This window comes from Armatimonadota bacterium, from assembly GCA_031460175.1.
Taxonomy (GTDB): domain Bacteria; phylum Sysuimicrobiota; class Sysuimicrobiia; order Sysuimicrobiales; family Sysuimicrobiaceae; genus Sysuimicrobium; species Sysuimicrobium tengchongense.
In genome coordinates this window covers 1-18,932 of record JAVKGW010000003.1, presented here as the reverse complement: position 1 = coordinate 18,932, position 18,932 = coordinate 1, and the positions used below count along the sequence as shown (strand labels likewise).

The window sequence follows — 18,932 nt, the reverse complement described above, 5'->3', positions numbered from 1 at the left end:
CTCAGGGCAGGCGGTGGAGGTGAAGCACGGAGAGGGCCACGGAGCCCATGAGCAGGACCGCGGCCGCGGCCGCCGCGAGGGCGGTGACCTCCGTGGGCCTGCGCTCCCACCCGATCACCCGCCCCAGGGTCCGGTAGACCCGCCGGAGCTCCGAGGCGGTGCTGGCGTGGTGGTAGGTACCCTCCGTGATGGCGGCGATCTCCTTCAGAGTCTCCTCGTCCAGCCGTACCCAGATCATGCGACCACCGAGGTTGAGAAAGGTGCCCTCCGGGGTCCCCACCCCCACCGTGTACACCTTCACCTGCAGATCCCGGGCGATGCGGGCCGCGTCCAGGGGCGGGACCCCCCGGTTGCTCTGCCCGTCGCTCATGAGCACCACGGTGCCGGGCGGGAGTTTGCCCTGAGGGGGTCGCGGGGGACTCGAGAGGTCCTGGGGGCGCTCCCGTCCCGGAAGGGCATAGACCGCCTCCAGCAGCCCGTCCCCGATGGCGGTGGCGAACTCCGCCACGAGCCCCTCGATGGCACGGATCACCCGCTCGTGGTCCGTGGTGGGCGGGACCAACAGCGACGCGTACGAGCTGAAGGTCACCAGCCCCACCCGGGCGTCCCGGGGCATGGCCCGCACGAACTCCACCGCCGCCCGCTTGGTGGCCTCCAGACGATTCGGCGGGATGTCCTCCGCCAGCATGCTGCGGCTCACATCCAGGGAGAGGACCACGTACACGTTGCTGGCGGGGACGGGAAGAGGAGCCACGGGCCGGGCAAGGGCTCCCAGGGCCGCCGCGAGGGCCAGCCCGAACAGGGCGGCACTCAGGTGCCGGTGCCAGCGTCTCCCCCGGGTCGCAGCGGCCAGGAGGGTGGCGGCGTCCGGGTGGGTCATCGCCCGCGCGCTGCGCCGCCGCAACAGCCCCCCATACCCCAAGGCCAGGAGGGGGAGCAGGAGCAGGCTCAGCAGGGCCGCAGGCCACTGGAAGCTCACGGGAGCCTCCGGTACCACATGAGGGAGAGCATCCCCCCCACCATCATGGCAAGCCCCCCTGCCGCCGCGAACAGGGCCGAGAGTTCCGTGCGCTGCCGCTCCCACCCGAACGACCGCCCCAGCTCCCGGTACACCCGCCGCAGATCCTCACCGGTGGGGGGATAGAAGTACCGGCCGCCGGTGATCGCCGCGATCTGCTGCAACCCTGTCGGGTCGAAGGGGATAAAGACCAGCTGGCCGTCCACCGTCTGCACGCTGCCCTGCGGGGTCCCCACGCCCACCGTGTAGATCTTCACCTCGAACCTCCGGGCCACCTGGGCCGCCTGGAAGGGATCCACGCCAAAGTTGCTGACCCCGTCCGAGATCAGGAGGATGGCGCCGGGCGGGAGGGGCTCCGCGGTGGGCGAGGGCGTGGGGGGGGGAACGGGAAGCATCCCGGGCTGCCCCATCAGGAGCTCCTGCCCTGCGCCCTCCCGGCCGGGAAGGGCACGGACCGCGGTGAGGATGGCCGATCCGAGGGAGGTGGCCTGCGTGGGCTGCAGCCGGTCCAGGGCCTCCAGCACGTCCTGGTGCTGGGTGGTGGGCCGCACCAGCACCTGTGCGTAGTCGCTGAAGGAAACGAGGCCCACCCTGGCGCTGCGGGGGATGGCCCGCAGGAATTCTCGGGCCACCTGCTTCGCGACCTCCAGCCGGCTCGGCTGGAGGTCTGTAGCGACCATGCTCTTGCTCATGTCCACGGCGAGGATCACCGCTGCCCGGTTCGCGGGGAGGAGGATGGCGCCCACGGGTCGGGCGGAGGCGAAGATGAAGAGCCCGATGGCGAGGAGGTACAGGTAGAAGGGCAGGTGCGGGACCCGCAGCTTCTGCCCCCGTTGGAGCAGGGGCAGCAGGTGCGGGTCCGCGAACGCGGTCGCGGCTCGGGCCTGGTATCGGCGCAGGGCCCACCATCCTGCCAGGAGCAGGGGCAGCCCCGCCAGGCCCACCAGCATCACCGGCCACGTGAACTCCACCGTCGCCTCCTCCGGAACGCCACGAACCGCACGAGGGGCTCCACGATGCTGGCATGGGTGGAGATGACCAGCACGTCCACGCCCGCACTCCGGAAGATCCTCTGCAGCCGCTCCTCCCGCGCGGCCACCAGCTCCCGGTAGGCCTTCCGGACCGCGGGGTCCGAAGTATCCACCCGCACCTGCTCCCCGGTCTCCGGGTCCTCGAAAGTCACCACGCCCACGTCCGGGAGCTCCCGCTCCGCGGGATCCGTGACGCGCACCGCGATCACGTCGTGCCGGTGGGCCAGGTGCTGCAGCGGTCCCTCCCACCCATCCGGGGCCAGGAAGTCGGAGACCACAAACAGCAACGAACGCCGCCGCAGCATTCGGTGCAGGGATCTGAGGGCCCCCGCGAGGTCCGTGCGCCCCCCGTTCCCCCGACCCTCCGCCCGGGTGAGGGCGTGCACCAGCCGCAGGACGTGCCGCCGGCCGGTCCGAGGGGGGAGCAGGACCCGGTCCGGGAAGAGCAGGGCTCCCACCTTGTCCCCGTGCCGGGCGATGATGTAGGCGGCAGCCCCGCAGAACTCCGTGGCCAGCTCCCGCTTGAGAACCCTCCGCGTGCCGAAGGCCATGGAGGGGGAGAGGTCCACGAGGAACCAGGCGGTGAGCTCCTTCTCCTCCAGGTACTGGCGGACGTGCAGGCGGGCGGTGCGGGCGGTGACGTTCCAGTCAATGCGCCGGACCTCGTCTCCCGGGATGTACTCCCGGACCTCCGCGAGGTCGAGGCTGGGGCCGTAGAAGATTCCCGTGTAATCGCCGAACAGGAACCCGTCCAGCCGCCGGACGACCTTAAACTCGAGGCGTCTCAAGATCTGCTCGGGTGTCTCCATACGGATCCCCGATGTGTACCTTGGGAAGGGGCACCCGTTCCAGGATGCGGGTGATGATCTGGTCGGGGCTCACCTCCTCTGCCAGGGCCTCGTAGGAGAGCACCATGCGGTGCCGCAGGACCTCAAAGGCCAGGTCCCGCACGTCCTCCGGGAGCACATACTCCCGTCCCCGCAGCACCGCGAGGGCCTTCCCGCCCAGCACCAGGTTCAAGGGCGCCCGGGGACTCGCGCCGAAGGAGATGTAGCGGCGGAGCTCCGGCAGCCCCACGCCCCCGGGATCCCGGGTGGCCACGGCCAGGGAGACCGCGTACTCCATGACCCGGGGAGGCACGTACACGGTGTCCGTGATCCGCTGCAGCTCCCGCAGCTGCTCGGTGTCGATGATCTGGTTCGCCTCCGGCGGCCGCTCCCCCGTGCCCCGTTCCACCACCTCGATCTCCTCGTGCACGGAGGGATACCCGATCACCACCTTGAACATGAACCGGTCCAGCTGCGCCTCCGGGAGCGGATAGGTTCCCTCGCTCTCGATGGGGTTCTGGGTGGCCATGACCAGGAAGGGATCCGGAAGCTTATAGGTCTGCTTGCCGATGGTGACCTGCCGCTCCTGCATGGCCTCCAGCAGGGCCGACTGCACCTTGGCGGGCGCCCGATTGATCTCGTCCGCCAGCACCAGGTTGGCGAAAATCGGGCCCAGTTCCGTCTCGAAAGTGCCCCGGGCCTGGTTGTAGATCCGGGTGCCGACGAGGTCCGCGGGCACGAGGTCTGGGGTGAACTGGATCCGTTTGAAGTCCCCCCCGATGACCCGGGCCAGGGTCTTCACCGTGAGGGTCTTCGCGAGTCCCGGGACCCCCTCGATGAGCACGTGGCCTCGGCTCAGGAGGGCCACCAGGAGCCGCTCCAGCATGAGATCCTGGCCCACGATGACCTTCTTGACCTCGAAGAGGACGTTGCGCAGGGTGCTGGCCGCCTGCACGTAGACTTCCGTGGCGAGGGGCATTCCCGACCTCCCGGGGCTCCGTTTGATCCGATGGTACCGCCGGCCGCAGGAGGGGTCAACGCGGGAGCTTCACACCCCCGTGACAGACCCCTAGCCCTTCACGGCCCCCGCGGTGAGCCCCGCGATGAACCGGTCCATGAAGGCGGAGTAGACCACCGCGATGGGGACGCTGGTGAGGAAGCAGGCGGCCATGAGGGATCCCCAGTAGAAGACGTCCCCCCGGACCAGGGCCACGGGGACCCCCAGGCTGATGGTCATGCGGTCCACCTGGCTGATGAAGGTGAGGGCGTAGATGAACTCCTGCAGGACCAAGGTGAACGCGAAGATGACCACGGTGAGCATCCCGGGAACCGCGAGGGGCAGCACCACCTTCCCGATCACCGCGAGCCGGCTGTAACCGTCCACGAGCCCCTGCTCCTCCAGCTCCCGGGGCACGGATCGGAAGAAGCCCATCATGAGCCAGGTGCAGAACGGGACCGTGAAGGTGGGGTAGACGAGCACCAGGGCCCAGAGGGAGTTCTGAAGGCCCAGCCAGGAGACGAGCCGGGCGAAGGGCAGGAACAGCAGGGTGGGAGGGACAAGGTACGTGAGGAAGATCCCGATCCCCAGCCGCTCCCCCCACCGGCCTGCGAGCCGGGCGAGGCTGTACCCCGCGGGCACCGCCACCAGCAAGGTGATGAGGACCACCAGGGCCCCCACGAAGGCGGTGTTGCGCAGCCACAGGAGGTAAGGGGTGTTGAGGAAGAGCAACCGCACGTGGTACAGGGTGGGCGGTTCGTTGAAGATCCAGGGGATGTGCTGCAGGTTCGTGGCCCCCACGTACAGGTCCCGATTCTGCTTGAAGGCGGTGATGAGCATCCAGTAGAAGGGGAAGACCGCGAAGAGGGTGAAGGCCAGGGCCGCGGCATACAAAAGGGCCCGCCGTAGGAGCCTGCCCGGCCCACGGCCCCTCACGCCCCCACCTCCGCCCTCCGGGCCACCCGCAGCAGGAGCACCGCCACCACGAGGAGGATGGGCAGGAGGAAGATGGCCACCGCGGCCCCCTGCCCCAGGCTCGCGCCCAGGATCCCGCGTTGGAAGGCGAGGGTACTGAGCACGTGGGTGCTGTTGTAGGGGCCTCCCCGGGTGAGCAGCCACACCACGCTGAAGTCCGTGGCGGTGAACACGAGGCCGAAGAGCACCGCCACCGCCACCACCGGGAGCAGCATGGGCAGGTTCACGTGGAACAACCGCCGCCAGAACCCCGCCCCGTCCATCAGAGCCGCCTCCTTGATCTCCTGCGGGATGGCGGACATGCCCGCCAGGATGACCACGGTGGCGAAGGGGAACGTGCGCCACACGTGCACGGTGAGAATGGCCACGGTGGCCAGGGCCGGATCCCCGAACCAGTACCACCATCCCTGCAGGAGGCCCAGCTTCTTGGCGGTCCAGTTGAGCACGCTGAAGGTGGAGTCGAAGATCCACACCCAGGCCATGGAGGACAGCGCCACGGGAGCCGCCCAGGGCAGGAGGAGCAGGGACCGCACCAGCCGCTTTCCCACGAAGGCGGCGTCCAGCACGTGGGCCGCGGCCGTGGCGAGCACCATCACCAGCAGCTGCGAGAGGATCATGAACCGGAGGGTGTTCTGCAGGGCTCGGTGGAACTGACCGTCGGAGAGGAGCACCTGGAAGTTCCGGAACCCCACCCAGGAGAACTCCAGCCCGCCCGCCACCGCGGAGGAGAAGCTGAGGAGGATGGCCATGAAGAAGGGAACGCCCACGAGGAGGATCACGTAGAGCAGGGCCGGCGCCAGCAGGAGGGGACCGAGAACGGATTCCCGATCCGCCAGGGTCCGCCGTCCGGGCCGGACGGCGGGGGCAAGGAGGGGGGCCTCCGCGGGGCGCCGCAGGGCCATGGAGCTCGCCTAGCTGGTGGAGATCCGCACGACCCCCGCCCGCTCCAGGCGACGGCCCGTGTTCCGGTCGAAGAACCGCAAGGCCCGCCGGGGCACTGCGAACTCGTACACCTCACCCTCCGCGATGGGCACGGTGATGGTGGCGGGGACCGCGGCGATCACGGGCTGGTCCGTGCGCTGCTCCTCCTCCAGGTAGCCGTACACCAGGCGGTCCGAGCCCAGATACTCCACCTCCCGTACCCGGAGGGAGTAGGTGACCACGTCCTCCGCGGGATCGAAGACACTGCGGGGCAAGAACGCCTCCGGCCGGAATCCCACGATGGTGTGCGGGTCCTGCTCGATGAGGTTCATGGGCGGCGAGCCGAGAAAGGTGGCCACGAAGGTGTCCGCGGGGTCGTCGTAGACCTCCTGGGGCTTGCCGACCTGGCGGATCCGGCCCGCGTCCATGACCGCGATGCGGTCTCCGAGCCCCATGGCCTCCACCTGGTCGTGGGTCACGTAGATGGTGGTGGTTCCCAGCTGCCGCTGCAGTTGCTTGAGCTCGAACCGGGCCACGGCCCGCAGCTTCGCGTCGAGGTTGCTGAGGGGCTCGTCGAGCAGAAAGAGCTTAGGATCCCGCACCACGGCCCGGGCCAGGGCCACCCGTTGCCGCTCCCCGCCCGACAGCTGCCGCGGCCTCCGGCCCAGCAACCGCTCGATCCCGAACATCTGGGCGCTGCGGACCACCCGCTCCCGGATGCTCTCCCGGGCCAGGCGCATGGCCTCCAGGGGAAACGCGATGTTCTCGAACGCGGTCTTGTGGGGATAGAGGGCATAACTCTGGAAGACCATGGCGATGCCCCGGGCCCGGGGCGGTACGTTTTCGTCCACCAGCTGCCCGCCGATGTAGATCTCCCCGCTCGTGGGGACCTCCAGGCCCGCGATCATGCGCATGAGAGTGGTCTTCCCGCAACCGGAGGGGCCGAGGAGGACGAGCAGCTCGCCCTCCTCGACCGACAGGTTCACCCCGTTCACGGCCCGGACGTCCCCGAAATGCTTATGGAGGTCCCGGATCTCCACGTACCCCATGGCCACCGCCCTCAAATCCATTCTCCCTCACCGCCGGTCCCGATCGCCACCCCCCACGAAGCCCTGGCGCCGCCACTTCTGGAAGATCTCCAGGCACCGGCGGTGGGTCTGCGCCACGGCCTCCCGCACGCTCAGGCGGCCCGTGGCGGCCTGCGCGAACATGTCGGGGATGAGGTAGGTGTCGAAGATCTCGCCTTCCGCGGGGTTCGCGGGCCCCGGGTGCCCGATGTTCGTGGACCACTGCTCCGCGTCCGCGAGCACCGCCAGCTTGTTGACGGGCCGGGACCCGAAGGGGTCCCGCAGGCAGGCGGCCCGGATCCACTTCCGCCCCTCCTCCGGCTTCTGGGCCACGGGCACCCGCTTATCGGCCACGGAGCCCATGAAGGAGGGGAAGTTGTAGAGCTTGCTGGCGAGCACCGCATCCCGATAGTTGTCCACGAGGTGCAGCAGGAACTCCTTGGCGTTGTCGGGGTTACGGCTGAACCGCCAGATCACCCAAACGCCCATCACGTGCTCGCTGGCCCATCGTCCCCCCGGTCCCCGCAGGGCCGGCACGAAGAAGATGTCGTCCGCCACGGGGAGCCGGTTGTCCTGGGCCGTGCGGTACGCGGAGATGGAGTTGAGGATGTAGCTGGTCTGACGAGCGTTGAGGGCCTGGTTGTTGCTGGCCGCGTTCCAGCTGAGGACCGCGGGGTTCATGCACTCCCGGAACAGCCTTACCCCGTACTCCACCGCCCGGATGGTCTGCTCGCTGTTCAGCACCACGTTCTCGTTCGCGTCCTGGATGCTGGCGCCGAAGGACCACAGGATGGCCCGGCAGGCCATGTTGGAGTCGATGTCCTGGCTGAACCCGATGCCGATGGGGATCTGGATCTCCGGGAACCGACGCTTGATCTCGTTGCCGGCCTTGATCAGGTCGTCCCAGGTGCTGGGCCCGTTGGGATAGCCCACCGCGGTCCACACGCTCCGGAGATAGTCGCCCGGATCCGGCACCCAGTTGTCCGAGAATCCGTAGAACTTCCGGGTGTTGGGGTTGTAGACGCTCTTGCGCACGAGCGGCACCATGGGCCCGTAGCGCCGCTCCGCCTCCTGGTTGATGTCCCGCAGGTCCAGCACGTGGGGCTCGAAGGCGCTGGGAGGGGCGAGGAAGAAGAAGAGGTCGTGGCCCTGCTGGGCCGCCACCTCCGCATTCGCCCGGGGCACGATGTCCGCAAACGAGATGTGGTCCACGGTGACCCGGATCCCCCGCTCACGCCCCCACCGCTCCGCAAAGGGGTCGAACCACTCATCGAAGGCGGGCACGAAGTGGCTCCAGGTCACGATGCGGAGCTCCCGCTGCTGGGCCGCGGCGTAGTTCCGCACGAACACGTACGGCGCCCCCAGCACCGCGCTCCCCACCATCGCCCGCCTCAGGAACTCCCGCCGGGAGATCCGCGCCTCACCTTCGTCCCCCGCTTTCCCCTTCCGTTCCTCGTCCATTCCCTCCACCTCCTCCCTGGGCATCAAGGAACGGTTACGCCCTCGCGGCAGGCTTTTCCTGCGCCCCCGATCCGTCCGGAACCACCACCGCCCGCCCCACGATCTCCCCCCGGTCCAGGGCCCGATAGGCCGCCTCCGCCTCCTCCAGCGGGTAGGTGCGGGAGATGAGCTGGTCCAGGGGAAGCGCTCCCCGGGCCAGGAGATCCAGGAGGAGCGGCATGTCCGAGCGAGCCCGTCCTCCGTAGGATCCCACGATCTGGAGCTTGCGCCGCACCAGGCGCGTGATCTCCACGGGTGCGGTGGCCCCTGCGGGGGCAATCCCCACCATCACCGCCCTCCCGCCGTCCCGCACGGATTCCACCGCCTGCACGAAGGTCTCGGCCCGCCCCAGAGCCTCAAAGGCCACGTCCACTCCCCGGCCGCCCGTGAATTCCCGGATGGCCTCCTGCGGGGCTTGCCGTCTGGCGTCCACGGTGTGCGTGGCCCCCAGACGCCGGGCGGCCTCCAGCTTCTCCTCCCGCACGTCCACCGCGATGACGGGATGGGCTCCCACGAGCCGCGCCAGGGTCACCAGGGCGGACCCCACCCCGCCCACCGCGAACACCGCCACGGATTCCCCGAACCGGAGCCGGGCCGCGTGGCGGATCGCGCCGAAGGCGGTGAACACCGCGCAGCCCAGGACCGCGGCGGGTTCCAGGGGAATCCCCGGGGGGAGGGGGAAGACCCCCGTGGCGGGAACCACCGCGTACTCCGCGAGGCCGCCCATGGAGTACATCCACACGGGAGACCCGTCGGGCCGGTACAGGCGCGTCTCGCCGTCGTAGAGGGTTCCCCGCAGCCGGTTGAACTGGAAGAACCGCTCGCAGAGGTCCTCCTCCCCTCGCACGCAGTAGGCGCACCGTCCGCAGGGGAGGATGAAGGTGCACACCACCCCCTGGCCGGGCGCGAGGTCCTCCACCCCGGGACCCACCTCCTCCACGACCCCGCTGATCTCATGGCCCAGGACGCAGGGGGTGGGGAAGGCCACCTCTCCTTTGATCACGTGGAGGTCCGTGTGGCAAACCCCGCAGGCCCGGACCCGGACCAGGACCTCGCCGGTTTTGGGCCTGGGATCCCGCAGGATCTCGAGGCGCAACGGCTCCCCCACCCCGGGGAGGACCGCCGCCCTCACCGCGAACCTCCGACCCCCACCACGGCGTCCAGGAACTCCGTGACGTGCCGCGCGAACGCTTCCGGCTGTTCTACCTGGGGGACGTGGCCGCAGGCCTCGAGGGTCACGAGCCGCGCCTGCGGGATCCGCTCCAGGAACATCCCCGCGGAGCTCGCGGGGATGAGCTCGTCCTGCTGGCCCCACAAAAGCAAGGTGGGGATGCGGATGCGGAACAGCCGCGCGGCCAGCTTCGGTACCGTGGGCGCGGAGGCCCAGGAGAGCCGGGCGGAGGTGGCTCGGTTCCGGTACAGGACCCGCAGCTCCTCCCGCCCCAGGGGCGGACGGGCCGTGGCCAGGGACTTGTCGTAGTACGCCAAGGGTGCCAGCTCGTCCGGTGGGGTGGCGAAGATGTCCACCTGGGCGGCTCCGAGGTTGATCCCCACGGGGGCCACCAGCACGAGGGCCCGGAGGGAATGCGTGCACAGGCTCGCCACCTCCGAGGCGATCCAGCCCCCGAGGGAGTGGCCCACCAAGGCCACCTCCCGCAGCTGAAGCGCCTCCAGGAACTCCAGGTAGAAGATGCCGAGGTCGTGCACCGTCTCCACCCACCCCGGACGCCCGCTCTCCCCGAACCCCGGGTGCTCCGGGAAGAGGACGGTGTACCGGCGGGCCAGAAGTTCCATTCCCGGAGCCCATGCGGGGCCCCCCGCCCCGTGAAGGAACAGGAGCGCAGGTCCTTCCCCCGCCCGCCACATGCGGATCTCCGCTCCCGCCACCCGGGCGCGCTCCCAGCTCGGCTCCATCTCCCTCACCTCCTTCCCTCAGGGTGCGATGTACAGGCCTCCGTTCACGTCCAGGGTTGCGCCCGTGATGTAGCTCGCCGCATCCGAGCACAGCAACAGGACCGCGGCGGCCACCTCCTCCGGAGTTCCCGGACGTCCGAGCGGGATCCTCCGGACGAGGGCTTCCAGATCTCCCCGGACCTCCCCGTGGGGGATGAAGCCCGGGGCCAGGGCGTTCACGGTGATGCCGTAGGGCGCGAGCTCCAGCGCCAGCTGCTTGGTGAGACCGATGACCCCGGCCTTCGCCACCGCATAGGGTCCGCTGCTGAAGGTCTCCCCGGGCCCGGTGCCTGCCCGTCCCGCCACGGAGGCGAAGTTCACGATCCGGCCCCAGCGCTGCCGCACCATCCACGGGACAAAGGCCCGACAGGCGAAGAAGGTCCCATCCAGATTCACGGCCAGAATTCGGCGCCAGGCCTCCAGCGAACAGTTCGCGACCCCCTGGAAGACGGACGGAGGTCCGCCTTCCAGGTCCTCCGGTCCGATGGCCCAGCTCCCGCCCGCCGCGTTCACGAGGATGTCCACCCGTCCGAAGCGTTCCGCCACCGCCTCCGCCACGGGCTGAAGATCCTCCATCCGACTCACATCTGCCCGCACGCACACGCACGGAACGCCGAACGCCTCCACCGCAGCCCGAAGCGCCCCAAATCCGGCCTCGTAGAGATCCGCGACCACCACGCGGGCTCCCTCCCGGGCGAAGCGGACCGCCGTGGCAAAACCGATGCTCCCGGGCTTGGCGGCCCCGGTGAGGACGGCCACCTTCCCTTCCATTTCTCCCTAGCCCGCGGGAATCCTGCGGGACGCGAGCCGGGCGGGCTCCGGTTCCAGCTCCGCCCGCTCCACACGTCGCATCCAGACGCCCCGGGAGACCGTGGGATCCAGGGCGTCCCGCACCGCGTCTCCCAGCAGGTTAAAGGAGAGCACCGTGAGCAACAGAACCAAGCTGGGTGCGAGCACCACCCAAGGCGCTTCTCGAAGCACCATCTGCCCCATGCTGGCGATGTTCCCCCACGTGGGCGTGGGCTCCACGATGCCGATCCCCAGAAAGCTCAAGAGGGCTTCCGTGAGGATGGCGGTGGGGACGGTGAGGGTCCCCAGCACGATGAGGGCATCCAGGGTGTTGGGCAGGATGTGGCGCACGAGGATGCGGGGGGAGGAGGCCCCGAGGGCGCGGGCCGCCTCCACGTAACTCTGCACGCGGACGGCCAGGACCACCGCCCTCGCCACCCGCGCGAAGCGCGGGGCAACCCCGAAGCTCAAGGCCACCACTACGGGGAAAACCCCGTTCCCGATCAGGGTGACCACCACCATGGCGAGGATCAGGGGAGGGAAGGCCAAGAAGACATCCACCAGCCGTGAGAGGACCTCCTGGACGAACGGGCCGGAAAACCCCGAAGCCATCCCCCACATGGTTCCCACCGTTCCCCCCACCGCCACGGTCCCGATCCCCACCGCCAGGGCGTAGCGGGTGGCCCAGAGGGTACGGCTGAAGACGTCGCGGCCCAGGCGGTCCGTCCCGAAGGGATGGTCCGGGCTGGGAGGGCTCAGGCGTTCGAGGCTCTGCGCGAAGGGGTCCGAAACCCCCAGGTAGGGGACGAGGACGGCGATCCCCACCAGGAGCACCACGAACCCGCTCGCCATCCAGAGGATCCAGCTCCCCCGGATGGCCCGCCGGAGCCGCCGGGCCGCGGAGCTCTCCCACCCTCCAAGCCGCATGGCTACGCCGTCACTCTCGGGTCCAGGAGGGTGTAGAGGAGGTCCACGAGCTGGTTGAGGAGGATGGTGAGGAGGACGGAGACCAACACGATCCCCTGGATCAGGGGGTAGTCCCGGGCGTAGATGGCGTCCAGGAGGAGGCGTCCGAGCCCTGGTCGGGCGAAGATCCCCTCCACCACCACCACCCCTCCGAGGAGCGTTCCCATGTTCAACCCCACCACCGTCACGACCGGAATGAGGGCGTTCCGCAGGACGTGCCTCCGGAACACGTGCCGCGGCTCGAGACCCTTCGCCCATGCGGTGCGCACGTAGTCCTGGCCGAGTACCCCCAGCACGCTCGACCGGGTGATCCGGCTCACGAGCCCCGCGAGGAACATCCCCGTGGCCACGGAGGGGAGCACGAGGGCCTTCAGGGTCCCGCCGATCCCCTCTCCCAAACCCGATGCCGGGAGGATCCGCCAGTGGAGGGTGAAGACCACGAGGAGCACCACCCCCCACACGAACACGGGAAGGGAGACGCCCACGAGGGCGAGAACGCTCACCAGCTGGTCCACGGGCTTGCCCCGGTTCAGGGCCGCCACCACCCCCGTGGGAACCCCGATGAGCACGCTCACCACGGTTCCCCCCAAAGCCAGCAGCAGGGTCGGGCCCAGGGCTTGGGCCAGGAGCCGGGCCACGGGGACCCGGAACGCGAGGGAGGTGCCCAGGTCCAGCCGGAGAAGCCCGGCCACGTAGTCCAGGAACTGTCTCCACAGCGGCCGGTCCAGACCCAGCTGGGCCCGCAGGGTCTGCACGGACTCGGGGGTGGCGCTCACGCCCAGGATGGCCGCCGCGGGATCCCCGGGCACGACGCGCAGGAGGACGAAGACGATGACCAGGGCTCCGAGAACCGTGGGCAGGATCTGGACCAGCCGATGGAGGAGGCGCCTGGTCATGCTTCACTCGAAGAAAAGCCGCGACAGGTCCAGGCCCCACAGGGCCTCCACCCGGCGCGGCATCCCCCGGAGATTGGGCACATGCACGTTGCGGTCGAACTCCATCACGAGCGGGATCATCCACACGTTCTCCATGATCTTCCGCTGGAGCGCCACGTACATCTGCCGCCGCTTCTCCACGTCCGTCTCCCGGCGCGCGGCCGCGAGCTCCGGCTCGAGATCCAGCCCGCTGATGTAGATGGCCCCGCCCTTGGACCGGCTGAAGATGTCCGAGAGATAGAAGTCCGGGTCCGGCTGGCGCACGCAGCAGTGCACCGCGAAGGAGATGCTGCCGTCCCGCCGCAGGACCCGCTGGATGAAGGTGGGCTGATCCAGGACCTCCTGCTGGACCCGGATGCCCACCCGTCGCAGCTGCTCCGCGATGACGTCCGAGGTCACCTTCATCACATCGAAGACCTGCATGGGGAGGTCCAGACCGTCCCGGTAGCCGGCCTCCGCCAGCAGCTGCCGGGCCTTCTCCGGGCTGTACTCGTACCGCGGAACCTGCGTGGTGGCCGCGAAGTACCCCTCCGGAACGGGGGAGTACCAGGGCCGGCCGTACCCCGCCATGCTGAGGGCGATGATCTGCTGCCGGTTGATGGCGTGGGCGATGGCCCGCCGTACCCGCAGGTCGTCCAGAGGCTTCTTCGTGACGTTCATGAGGAGCACCCGGGGCAGGTTCCGGCTGTAGAGGGTCAGGGTAAACCCCCGCTGCTGCAGCCGCCTGATCACCGACTCGTCCAGGGCCTGGATGCTGTACAGCATGTGGTACTGCCCGTTCTCCAGGCCCACCACCATGGCGTTCAGGTCCGGGACCGTCCGGGTGATGATGCGCCGGATGCGGGGGCGTCCTCCGAAGTGCTGATCGAAGGCCCGGAGGACGACCTCCGTGCGGGGAACGGCCCGCTCCACCTCATACGGTCCCGTGCCCACGGGATCCCATGCGAAGGCCGCCCCCCGCTCCCGGGCCGCCCGGGCGTTCACGACGGGACCCACCCGGTAGTTGGTCAGCAGATGCAGGAAGGGCGCGTAGGGCTCGCTCAGCACGAACCGGATGGTGTAGGGATCGAGGACCCGGATCTCCCGGACCATGGACAGAAGCCCCGCGAAGGGAGACTTCGTCTCGGGATCCCGCAGCCGGTCGAAGGAAGCCTTCACGTCCTGGGCGGTCAGCCGCCCGTATCCCTTCTGCCAGACCACGTTCCGCCGCAGCCGGAAGGTGTACGTCAATCCATCCGGGGAGACCTCCCAGCGCTCCGCCAGGTCCCCCGTGAGCTCCGTGGTGTCCGGCTTGTACTTCATCAGGGCGTTGTACACGTTCCGCACCACCAGCATGTCCTGGGTGGTGACCGCGAAGTGCCCGTCCAGGGTTCCCTGATGGGAAGGGAAGACGATCACGAGGGTGTCCGGCTCCGCCGGCCCCCCGAAGCTCGCCGCGGCCAGGACCAACGAGAGCAGGACCGTACCTGCCACCCACCGAATGCGCATTCCCCTCACCCCCTGCGGATGGTTTTTACATCCTTCGCGAGGCGGACCCTTCCTCCTCCAACGGGACCCTCCGCACCTCATGGGCATGGAGGGCGGGCAGGACCTCCCGGGCGAACCGCCGGAGCTGGTTCACGAACATCTCGTGCGGCATGGCCCCCCGGTTCATGTGGACGAGGACGGTGTTCGCCCCCAGGGCCTCCGCCTCCTCGAGGATCCGCTCCCGAACCTCTTCCGGGGTCCCCCACGGCAGGTGCTCCACGTGCTGCCGCAGCCGTTCCGGGGTCATCCCCCGGTACCACTCCCGCTCCATGAAGGCCGCTGCCCGGTTTTCGGGCCGGATGTAGTCATGGGCGCGCTCGCTCACGTACCCCATCTCCCGCTGCACCCGGGTGTCCGTCACGTTCCCGTGGCTGAAGAGGGTCCGGTAGAAGTACAGCGCATAGGGTCCGGCCTCCCGGAAGGCCTGCTCTTTGCTGTCCGCCACGTACACGTCCACGCTGATCACCAGGTGCTCCGGGGTGATCCGGTGCCCGTGGGCGCTGAGCTGCGTCGCGTAGTACCGGATGATGTCCTGTTGCAGACCCCGCATCCCCCGGCCGCCCAAGCCCGGGGTGATGGGCAGGTTGTGCCTGGCCGCGAACTCGATGGTCTCCTTGCTGGTGGTCACGGGCACCCACACGGGGGGATGGGGCTGCTGGACCGGTCTCGGCCAGAGGGCCACGTCCTTGAACGTCCAGTACTTCCCCTCGTAGCTGAAGACCTCCTCCGTCCACAGGCCCCGGAGGATCTCCCACGCCTCCTCGAACCGTTCCCGGGACTCCTGGTAGGGGATGTTGTACACCCGGTACTCCCGGGGGATTCCCCGGGCGATCCCCGCGATGATCCGGCCGTTGCTGAGGCAGTCGAGCATGGCGATCTCCTCCGCGAGCCGGAGGGGGTTGTGGAGGGGGAGGAGGTTCGCGTAGATGAGCATGCGCAGCCGCTTGGTCCGTTGGCTCAAGGCCGCGGCCATGAGGTTGGGGGAGTTCATGAGGCCGTAGGGGGAGGTGTGGTGCTCGTTGAACCCCACCCCGTCGTAGCCCAGCCGTTCCATCTCCTCCCAGGCTTCCAGGTGCTCCTCATACGTGCGGACCGCCACCTCCGGCTTGAAGTACCGCTTCGGCAGCGGCCACGGCAGCTCATCCCCCACCTTCAGGTGGTCCAGGTGCTCCGCATAGGGCAGGAGGTCGAAAACGAAGACCTTCACGGCCCACCCCTCCCGTTCAGGATCCAGTATCCCCGGCGGAAGAAGAGGAGAGGTGCGTCCTGCGGCCGAGGAACGTCCCCATGCTCCACCTCTCCTAGGTACAGGGTGTGGTCGCCGGCCTCATAGGTGGCCACGACCCGGGACTCCAGGTAGGCGAGGCACCCCTCGATGATGGGAGCCCCGCTCCGTCCAGCCCGCCACCGCACCCGGCGGAAGCGCTGGAATCCGTCCAGCTCCGGGTTCGAGAAGACCCGGGCCACCTCCTCCTGATCATGGGCCAGGATGCTCACCGCGAACCGGCCCGCGGCATCCAGCACCGACTTTGTCCGGGAGGCGTTCGCCACGCACACGAGCACAAGGGGAGGGTGCAGGGAGACGGAGGTGAAGGCGTTGGCGGTCATGCCGTGGAGTACTTCCCCTGCCCTCGCGGCCAGCACCGTCACCCCCGTGGCGAACTCCCCCATGACCCGACGGAAGGTATGGGCATCCACGACCCTGTTGAGATTATAGCCTATATCTGACCAAAGTCAAGGCCTACCGAAGGTGTTTTGGGGAAAGGCTCAGGGGCCATGCTGGGCAGCCGGGTAGTGGTGGAGCGGGTACCAGTGATGGGGGTTGCTGACCCGAGCCAGCACGCGCAGGGTACGTTCGGTCAGCGGATTCCCTGTCTGGCGCTGTGGGTTTTCCAGTACGCCCTGCCGCTGCTGGCACATCTGTAAGCAACCCCTGCCACAGGAAGCGATAGGCGAAATCCGTGCAAACACAACCGTGAAACAGTTCCGCCATTACCCGGGCAGGGCGTTGCGGGCACAGATCTCCGCATAGAGGTGGGCGCTGGGCCGGAAGGTGCGGGCCTGGGTGTGCGGGTCCACTGCGATGAGCCCGAACCGGAGGCTCCACCCCTCCGCCCACTCGAAGTTGTCCACGATCGACCAGTGGTAGTAGCCGCGCACGTCCGCACCCTCCTCGATGGCCCGATGCAGGGCGGCCAGGTGCTGCAGGAGGAATCCGGGCCGCAGGTCGTCGTCCGCGTCCGGGAGTCCGTTCTCCGTGACGAACACGGGCTTGCGGTAACGCATCCACACCTCCCGCACCACCCGGTACAGACCCTCCGGATACACCTCCCCGTAGTCCCCGTCGCTGTAGAGGGCTCCGGGATCCCGCACGGCCCGCGCGAGGCCACCGGAAACCCGCCAGGGAGCAAACCGGAGGCGGTCCCGGGTGTAGTAGTTCACGCCCACGAAGTCCATGGCCCCCGCGCACTCCGGGAGGTGCCAGGTCCCGAGGGCGGAGGAGGCCAGCCCGTGGTGCAGGGCCTCCAGCCACATCCAGTTGAAGAACTGGCCGTGCACGGAGGTGATCCACCGGTCCAGCCGGGACTCCGATCGAACGGGATCGAAGGGGCGGAGGTTGTGGGCGGTACCCACCCGAGCACCGGGCTGCACCTCGTGGAGGATCCGGTAGGCGGCCGCGTGGGCCCGGAGGAGGTTCGGGATGGCCCGCCGGGCCCGCAGGGGGTTCTGGACAGCGGGTGGGTGCTTGCCGTGCAGGTACCCCAGGGCCACCACCACGTTGGGCTCGTTGATGGGGACCCAGAGGGAGACGAACTCTCCGAAGGCCTCCGCGCACCGTTTGACGTGTCGCGCAAACCAACGGACGATTTCCGGGTTCTCCCACCCGCCCTGACGGGCCACCCACAGGGGCAAGGTGAAGTGGTGGAGCGTCACCATGGGCTCGATCCCCCGCTCCCACAACCCCCGCAGCATCTGGCGGTACCGGGCCTCGGCTCCTTCATCCCACCGGCCCGGCTCCGGCTCCAGGCGGCTCCACTCCAGGGAGAGGCGATGGGCGTTCTGATGGAGCGCCCGCATCCGGTCGAAGTCCTCTTCCGCCCGATGCCACCAGTCGCAGGCAACTCCTGAGCGGCTGCCGTCCCGGATGCGGCCGGGTTGCTGCTCGAAAAGCCACCAGTCGTTGTTGGTGTTGTCTCCCTCCACCTGGTGGCTGCTGGTGGCGGTCCCCCACCGGAACCCTCTAGGGAAGCGCCTCATGGGACGGAGAGCGGGGCCGGGGCACGAGGTCTGTGCCCCGGCCCGGATGCGCTACCAGCTCGTGAACAGGTACGCGCCCACCACCTGGTTCGTGGTCACGTTGTTCACCGCGATGTTCGTGTAGTACACGGAGAGGGAGGTGTTCGCGGCGAGGATCCAGGTCATCCCCAGCTCGTACAGGGCGTACGGGACCCCCGTGGACTTGTAGTTCCCGAACTCCCCCACTCCCCAGGCGGCGAGGGCATCCGTGAGGGTCCAGTCCAACCGCAGACCCCAGGCGCTCAGGTCTGCGTTCGGATCCAGGGTCCCGAAGAAATCCGGGCTCGCAAACTCTCCCCTGGGGGAAGGAAGGGGTGGGAGCACGTAGGGGTCCAGGTTCTTGTACCACAGGGCGATCCGGGGGGCCCGCTCCCACGGGGTCAGCTGAGCGAGGTTCACCGCCAGCTCCCCGTACCAGTAGTTGCCCACCTGGCTTGTAGTGTCGTTGCGGTAGTTCACGTACTCCCCGGTGAGCACGACCCCGCCCACCAGCTCCGCCCGGAGGTCCGCTCCCCAGCCCAGCCCGCGTTGGAGCGTACCCGAGGGGTCGGCGTCGCTGCGGAGGTTAACGCCCACCGTCCACCCGGGGAGCAGGGAGTAGGTGAGGCGCCCTCCGAGGAGGGTGGCGGGGTTTGCCTGGTTGGGATCCGAGTACTGGCTGAACCCCAGAAGGGAAAGCGCGCCCCGCTGCCACCGGAGGAAGATCCCGGTACGGTTGTCGTTGTAGTAGTCCTCGTCCAGCAAAAACCCGATCGGGCCCAGAACCACCACGTCCCGCCCCGCCCGCAGCTGCAGCCCCTCCATGCCCAGGAAACGGTCCACCTGGAGGTAGCCCCGATCGAAGTCCAAGGCGTTCTGCGGCGCAGGAGCAGTCCGGGAGATGTACCGGGCCCGCAGGAGGGCGCTTACATCCGGGGCGACGGCTCCGGTGTAGGTGAGCCGGATCCGGGGCCCGAAGATGAGGTCCGGCGGGACCGCGGGGGTCTGGTTTGCGGTGTACCACCACTCCAGGGTGCCCGTGATGCGGGTGTTGTCCAGGCGGGCCCGCAGGGCCTGCAACTCCTCCTCCAGCGCCGTCACCCGCACCCCCAACGCCTGCAACTCCGCCCGAAACTCGTTCACCAACCGC

18 protein-coding genes are annotated in these 18,932 nt (G+C 69.0%); all 18 read right to left on the bottom strand.

Features of this window, described 5'->3' with window-relative positions; all coding sequences use genetic code 11:
- Position 1: 1 nt before the first annotated feature.
- Entirely contained in the window at positions 2-979 is a 978-nt protein-coding gene (locus QN206_04915; protein ID MDR7614146.1) for a VWA domain-containing protein, read from the bottom strand.
- Positions 976-1,989, bottom strand: coding sequence for a VWA domain-containing protein (locus QN206_04910; protein ID MDR7614145.1), 1,014 nt, complete (start codon positions 1,987-1,989; stop codon positions 976-978). The genes QN206_04915 and QN206_04910 overlap by 4 nt, the downstream gene beginning before the upstream one ends.
- The gene (locus QN206_04905) at positions 1,968-2,837 is read right to left on the bottom strand and encodes a DUF58 domain-containing protein (protein MDR7614144.1); all 870 of its coding nucleotides are present in this window, start codon (positions 2,835-2,837) and stop codon (positions 1,968-1,970) included. The genes QN206_04910 and QN206_04905 overlap by 22 nt, the downstream gene beginning before the upstream one ends.
- On the bottom strand, positions 2,818-3,855 hold the full coding sequence (locus QN206_04900; GenBank protein MDR7614143.1) for a MoxR family ATPase: 1,038 nt from the start codon (positions 3,853-3,855) through the stop codon (positions 2,818-2,820). The genes QN206_04905 and QN206_04900 overlap by 20 nt, the downstream gene beginning before the upstream one ends.
- A 90-nt stretch (positions 3,856-3,945) precedes the next feature.
- Positions 3,946-4,767, bottom strand: a complete 822-nt coding sequence (locus QN206_04895; GenBank protein MDR7614142.1) for a carbohydrate ABC transporter permease — start codon at positions 4,765-4,767, stop codon at positions 3,946-3,948.
- Between the two features lie 38 nt (positions 4,768-4,805).
- On the bottom strand, positions 4,806-5,750 hold the full coding sequence (locus QN206_04890; protein MDR7614141.1) for a sugar ABC transporter permease: 945 nt from the start codon (positions 5,748-5,750) through the stop codon (positions 4,806-4,808).
- 9 nt (positions 5,751-5,759) lie between these two features.
- Positions 5,760-6,818, bottom strand: a complete 1,059-nt coding sequence (locus QN206_04885) for an ATP-binding cassette domain-containing protein (protein ID MDR7614140.1) — start codon at positions 6,816-6,818, stop codon at positions 5,760-5,762.
- Between the two features lie 27 nt (positions 6,819-6,845).
- On the bottom strand, positions 6,846-8,297 hold the full coding sequence (locus QN206_04880; GenBank protein ID MDR7614139.1) for an extracellular solute-binding protein: 1,452 nt from the start codon (positions 8,295-8,297) through the stop codon (positions 6,846-6,848).
- 34 nt (positions 8,298-8,331) lie between these two features.
- Positions 8,332-9,468 carry a zinc-binding dehydrogenase gene (locus QN206_04875; GenBank protein ID MDR7614138.1) on the bottom strand — a complete coding sequence of 379 codons (1,137 nt, stop codon included), beginning with the start codon at positions 9,466-9,468 and terminating at the stop codon, positions 8,332-8,334.
- Positions 9,465-10,250, bottom strand: a complete 786-nt coding sequence (locus tag QN206_04870) for an alpha/beta fold hydrolase (GenBank protein ID MDR7614137.1) — start codon at positions 10,248-10,250, stop codon at positions 9,465-9,467. The genes QN206_04875 and QN206_04870 overlap by 4 nt, the downstream gene beginning before the upstream one ends.
- An 18-nt stretch (positions 10,251-10,268) precedes the next feature.
- The gene (locus QN206_04865; GenBank protein MDR7614136.1) at positions 10,269-11,060 is read right to left on the bottom strand and encodes an SDR family NAD(P)-dependent oxidoreductase; all 792 of its coding nucleotides are present in this window, start codon (positions 11,058-11,060) and stop codon (positions 10,269-10,271) included.
- 6 nt (positions 11,061-11,066) lie between these two features.
- Positions 11,067-12,005: an ABC transporter permease gene (locus tag QN206_04860; GenBank protein ID MDR7614135.1), complete on the bottom strand. Its 939-nt coding sequence runs from the start codon at positions 12,003-12,005 to the stop codon at positions 11,067-11,069.
- A gap of 2 nt (positions 12,006-12,007) precedes the next feature.
- Positions 12,008-12,940: an ABC transporter permease gene (locus QN206_04855; protein MDR7614134.1), complete on the bottom strand. Its 933-nt coding sequence runs from the start codon at positions 12,938-12,940 to the stop codon at positions 12,008-12,010.
- Positions 12,941-12,943: 3 nt separating this feature from the next.
- Complete coding sequence (locus QN206_04850) at positions 12,944-14,467, bottom strand: ABC transporter substrate-binding protein (GenBank protein MDR7614133.1); 1,524 nt, start codon at positions 14,465-14,467, stop codon at positions 12,944-12,946.
- Positions 14,468-14,492: 25 nt separating this feature from the next.
- A complete protein-coding gene (locus QN206_04845) occupies positions 14,493-15,713 on the bottom strand; it encodes an LLM class flavin-dependent oxidoreductase (protein MDR7614132.1) in 1,221 nt (406 codons plus the stop codon).
- Complete coding sequence (locus QN206_04840; GenBank protein MDR7614131.1) at positions 15,710-16,204, bottom strand: flavin reductase family protein; 495 nt, start codon at positions 16,202-16,204, stop codon at positions 15,710-15,712. The genes QN206_04845 and QN206_04840 overlap by 4 nt, the downstream gene beginning before the upstream one ends.
- Before the next feature lie 294 nt (positions 16,205-16,498).
- Entirely contained in the window at positions 16,499-17,764 is a 1,266-nt protein-coding gene (locus QN206_04835) for a glycoside hydrolase family 1 protein (GenBank protein MDR7614130.1), read from the bottom strand.
- 51 nt (positions 17,765-17,815) lie between these two features.
- Positions 17,816-18,932: hypothetical protein (locus tag QN206_04830; protein MDR7614129.1), on the bottom strand; the 1,117-nt coding region annotated here is incomplete at its 5' end.

What these genes read in the sequence shown, in the direction of transcription:
- QN206_04900 (MDR7614143.1), bottom strand. Translation starts at nt 3,855, where the DNA reads ATGCCCCTCGCCACGGAAGTCTACGTGCAGGCGGCCAGCACCCTGCGC.
- QN206_04890 (MDR7614141.1), bottom strand. Translation starts at nt 5,750, where the DNA reads ATGGCCCTGCGGCGCCCCGCGGAGGCCCCCCTCCTTGCCCCCGCCGTC.
- QN206_04885 (MDR7614140.1), bottom strand. Translation starts at nt 6,818, where the DNA reads ATGGGGTACGTGGAGATCCGGGACCTCCATAAGCATTTCGGGGACGTC.
- QN206_04880 (MDR7614139.1), bottom strand. Translation starts at nt 8,297, where the DNA reads ATGGACGAGGAACGGAAGGGGAAAGCGGGGGACGAAGGTGAGGCGCGG.
- QN206_04870 (MDR7614137.1), bottom strand. Translation starts at nt 10,250, where the DNA reads ATGGAGCCGAGCTGGGAGCGCGCCCGGGTGGCGGGAGCGGAGATCCGC.
- QN206_04865 (MDR7614136.1), bottom strand. Translation starts at nt 11,060, where the DNA reads ATGGAAGGGAAGGTGGCCGTCCTCACCGGGGCCGCCAAGCCCGGGAGC.
- QN206_04860 (MDR7614135.1), bottom strand. Translation starts at nt 12,005, where the DNA reads ATGCGGCTTGGAGGGTGGGAGAGCTCCGCGGCCCGGCGGCTCCGGCGG.
- QN206_04855 (MDR7614134.1), bottom strand. Translation starts at nt 12,940, where the DNA reads ATGACCAGGCGCCTCCTCCATCGGCTGGTCCAGATCCTGCCCACGGTT.
- QN206_04850 (MDR7614133.1), bottom strand. Translation starts at nt 14,467, where the DNA reads ATGCGCATTCGGTGGGTGGCAGGTACGGTCCTGCTCTCGTTGGTCCTG.
- QN206_04835 (MDR7614130.1), bottom strand. Translation starts at nt 17,764, where the DNA reads ATGAGGCGCTTCCCTAGAGGGTTCCGGTGGGGGACCGCCACCAGCAGC.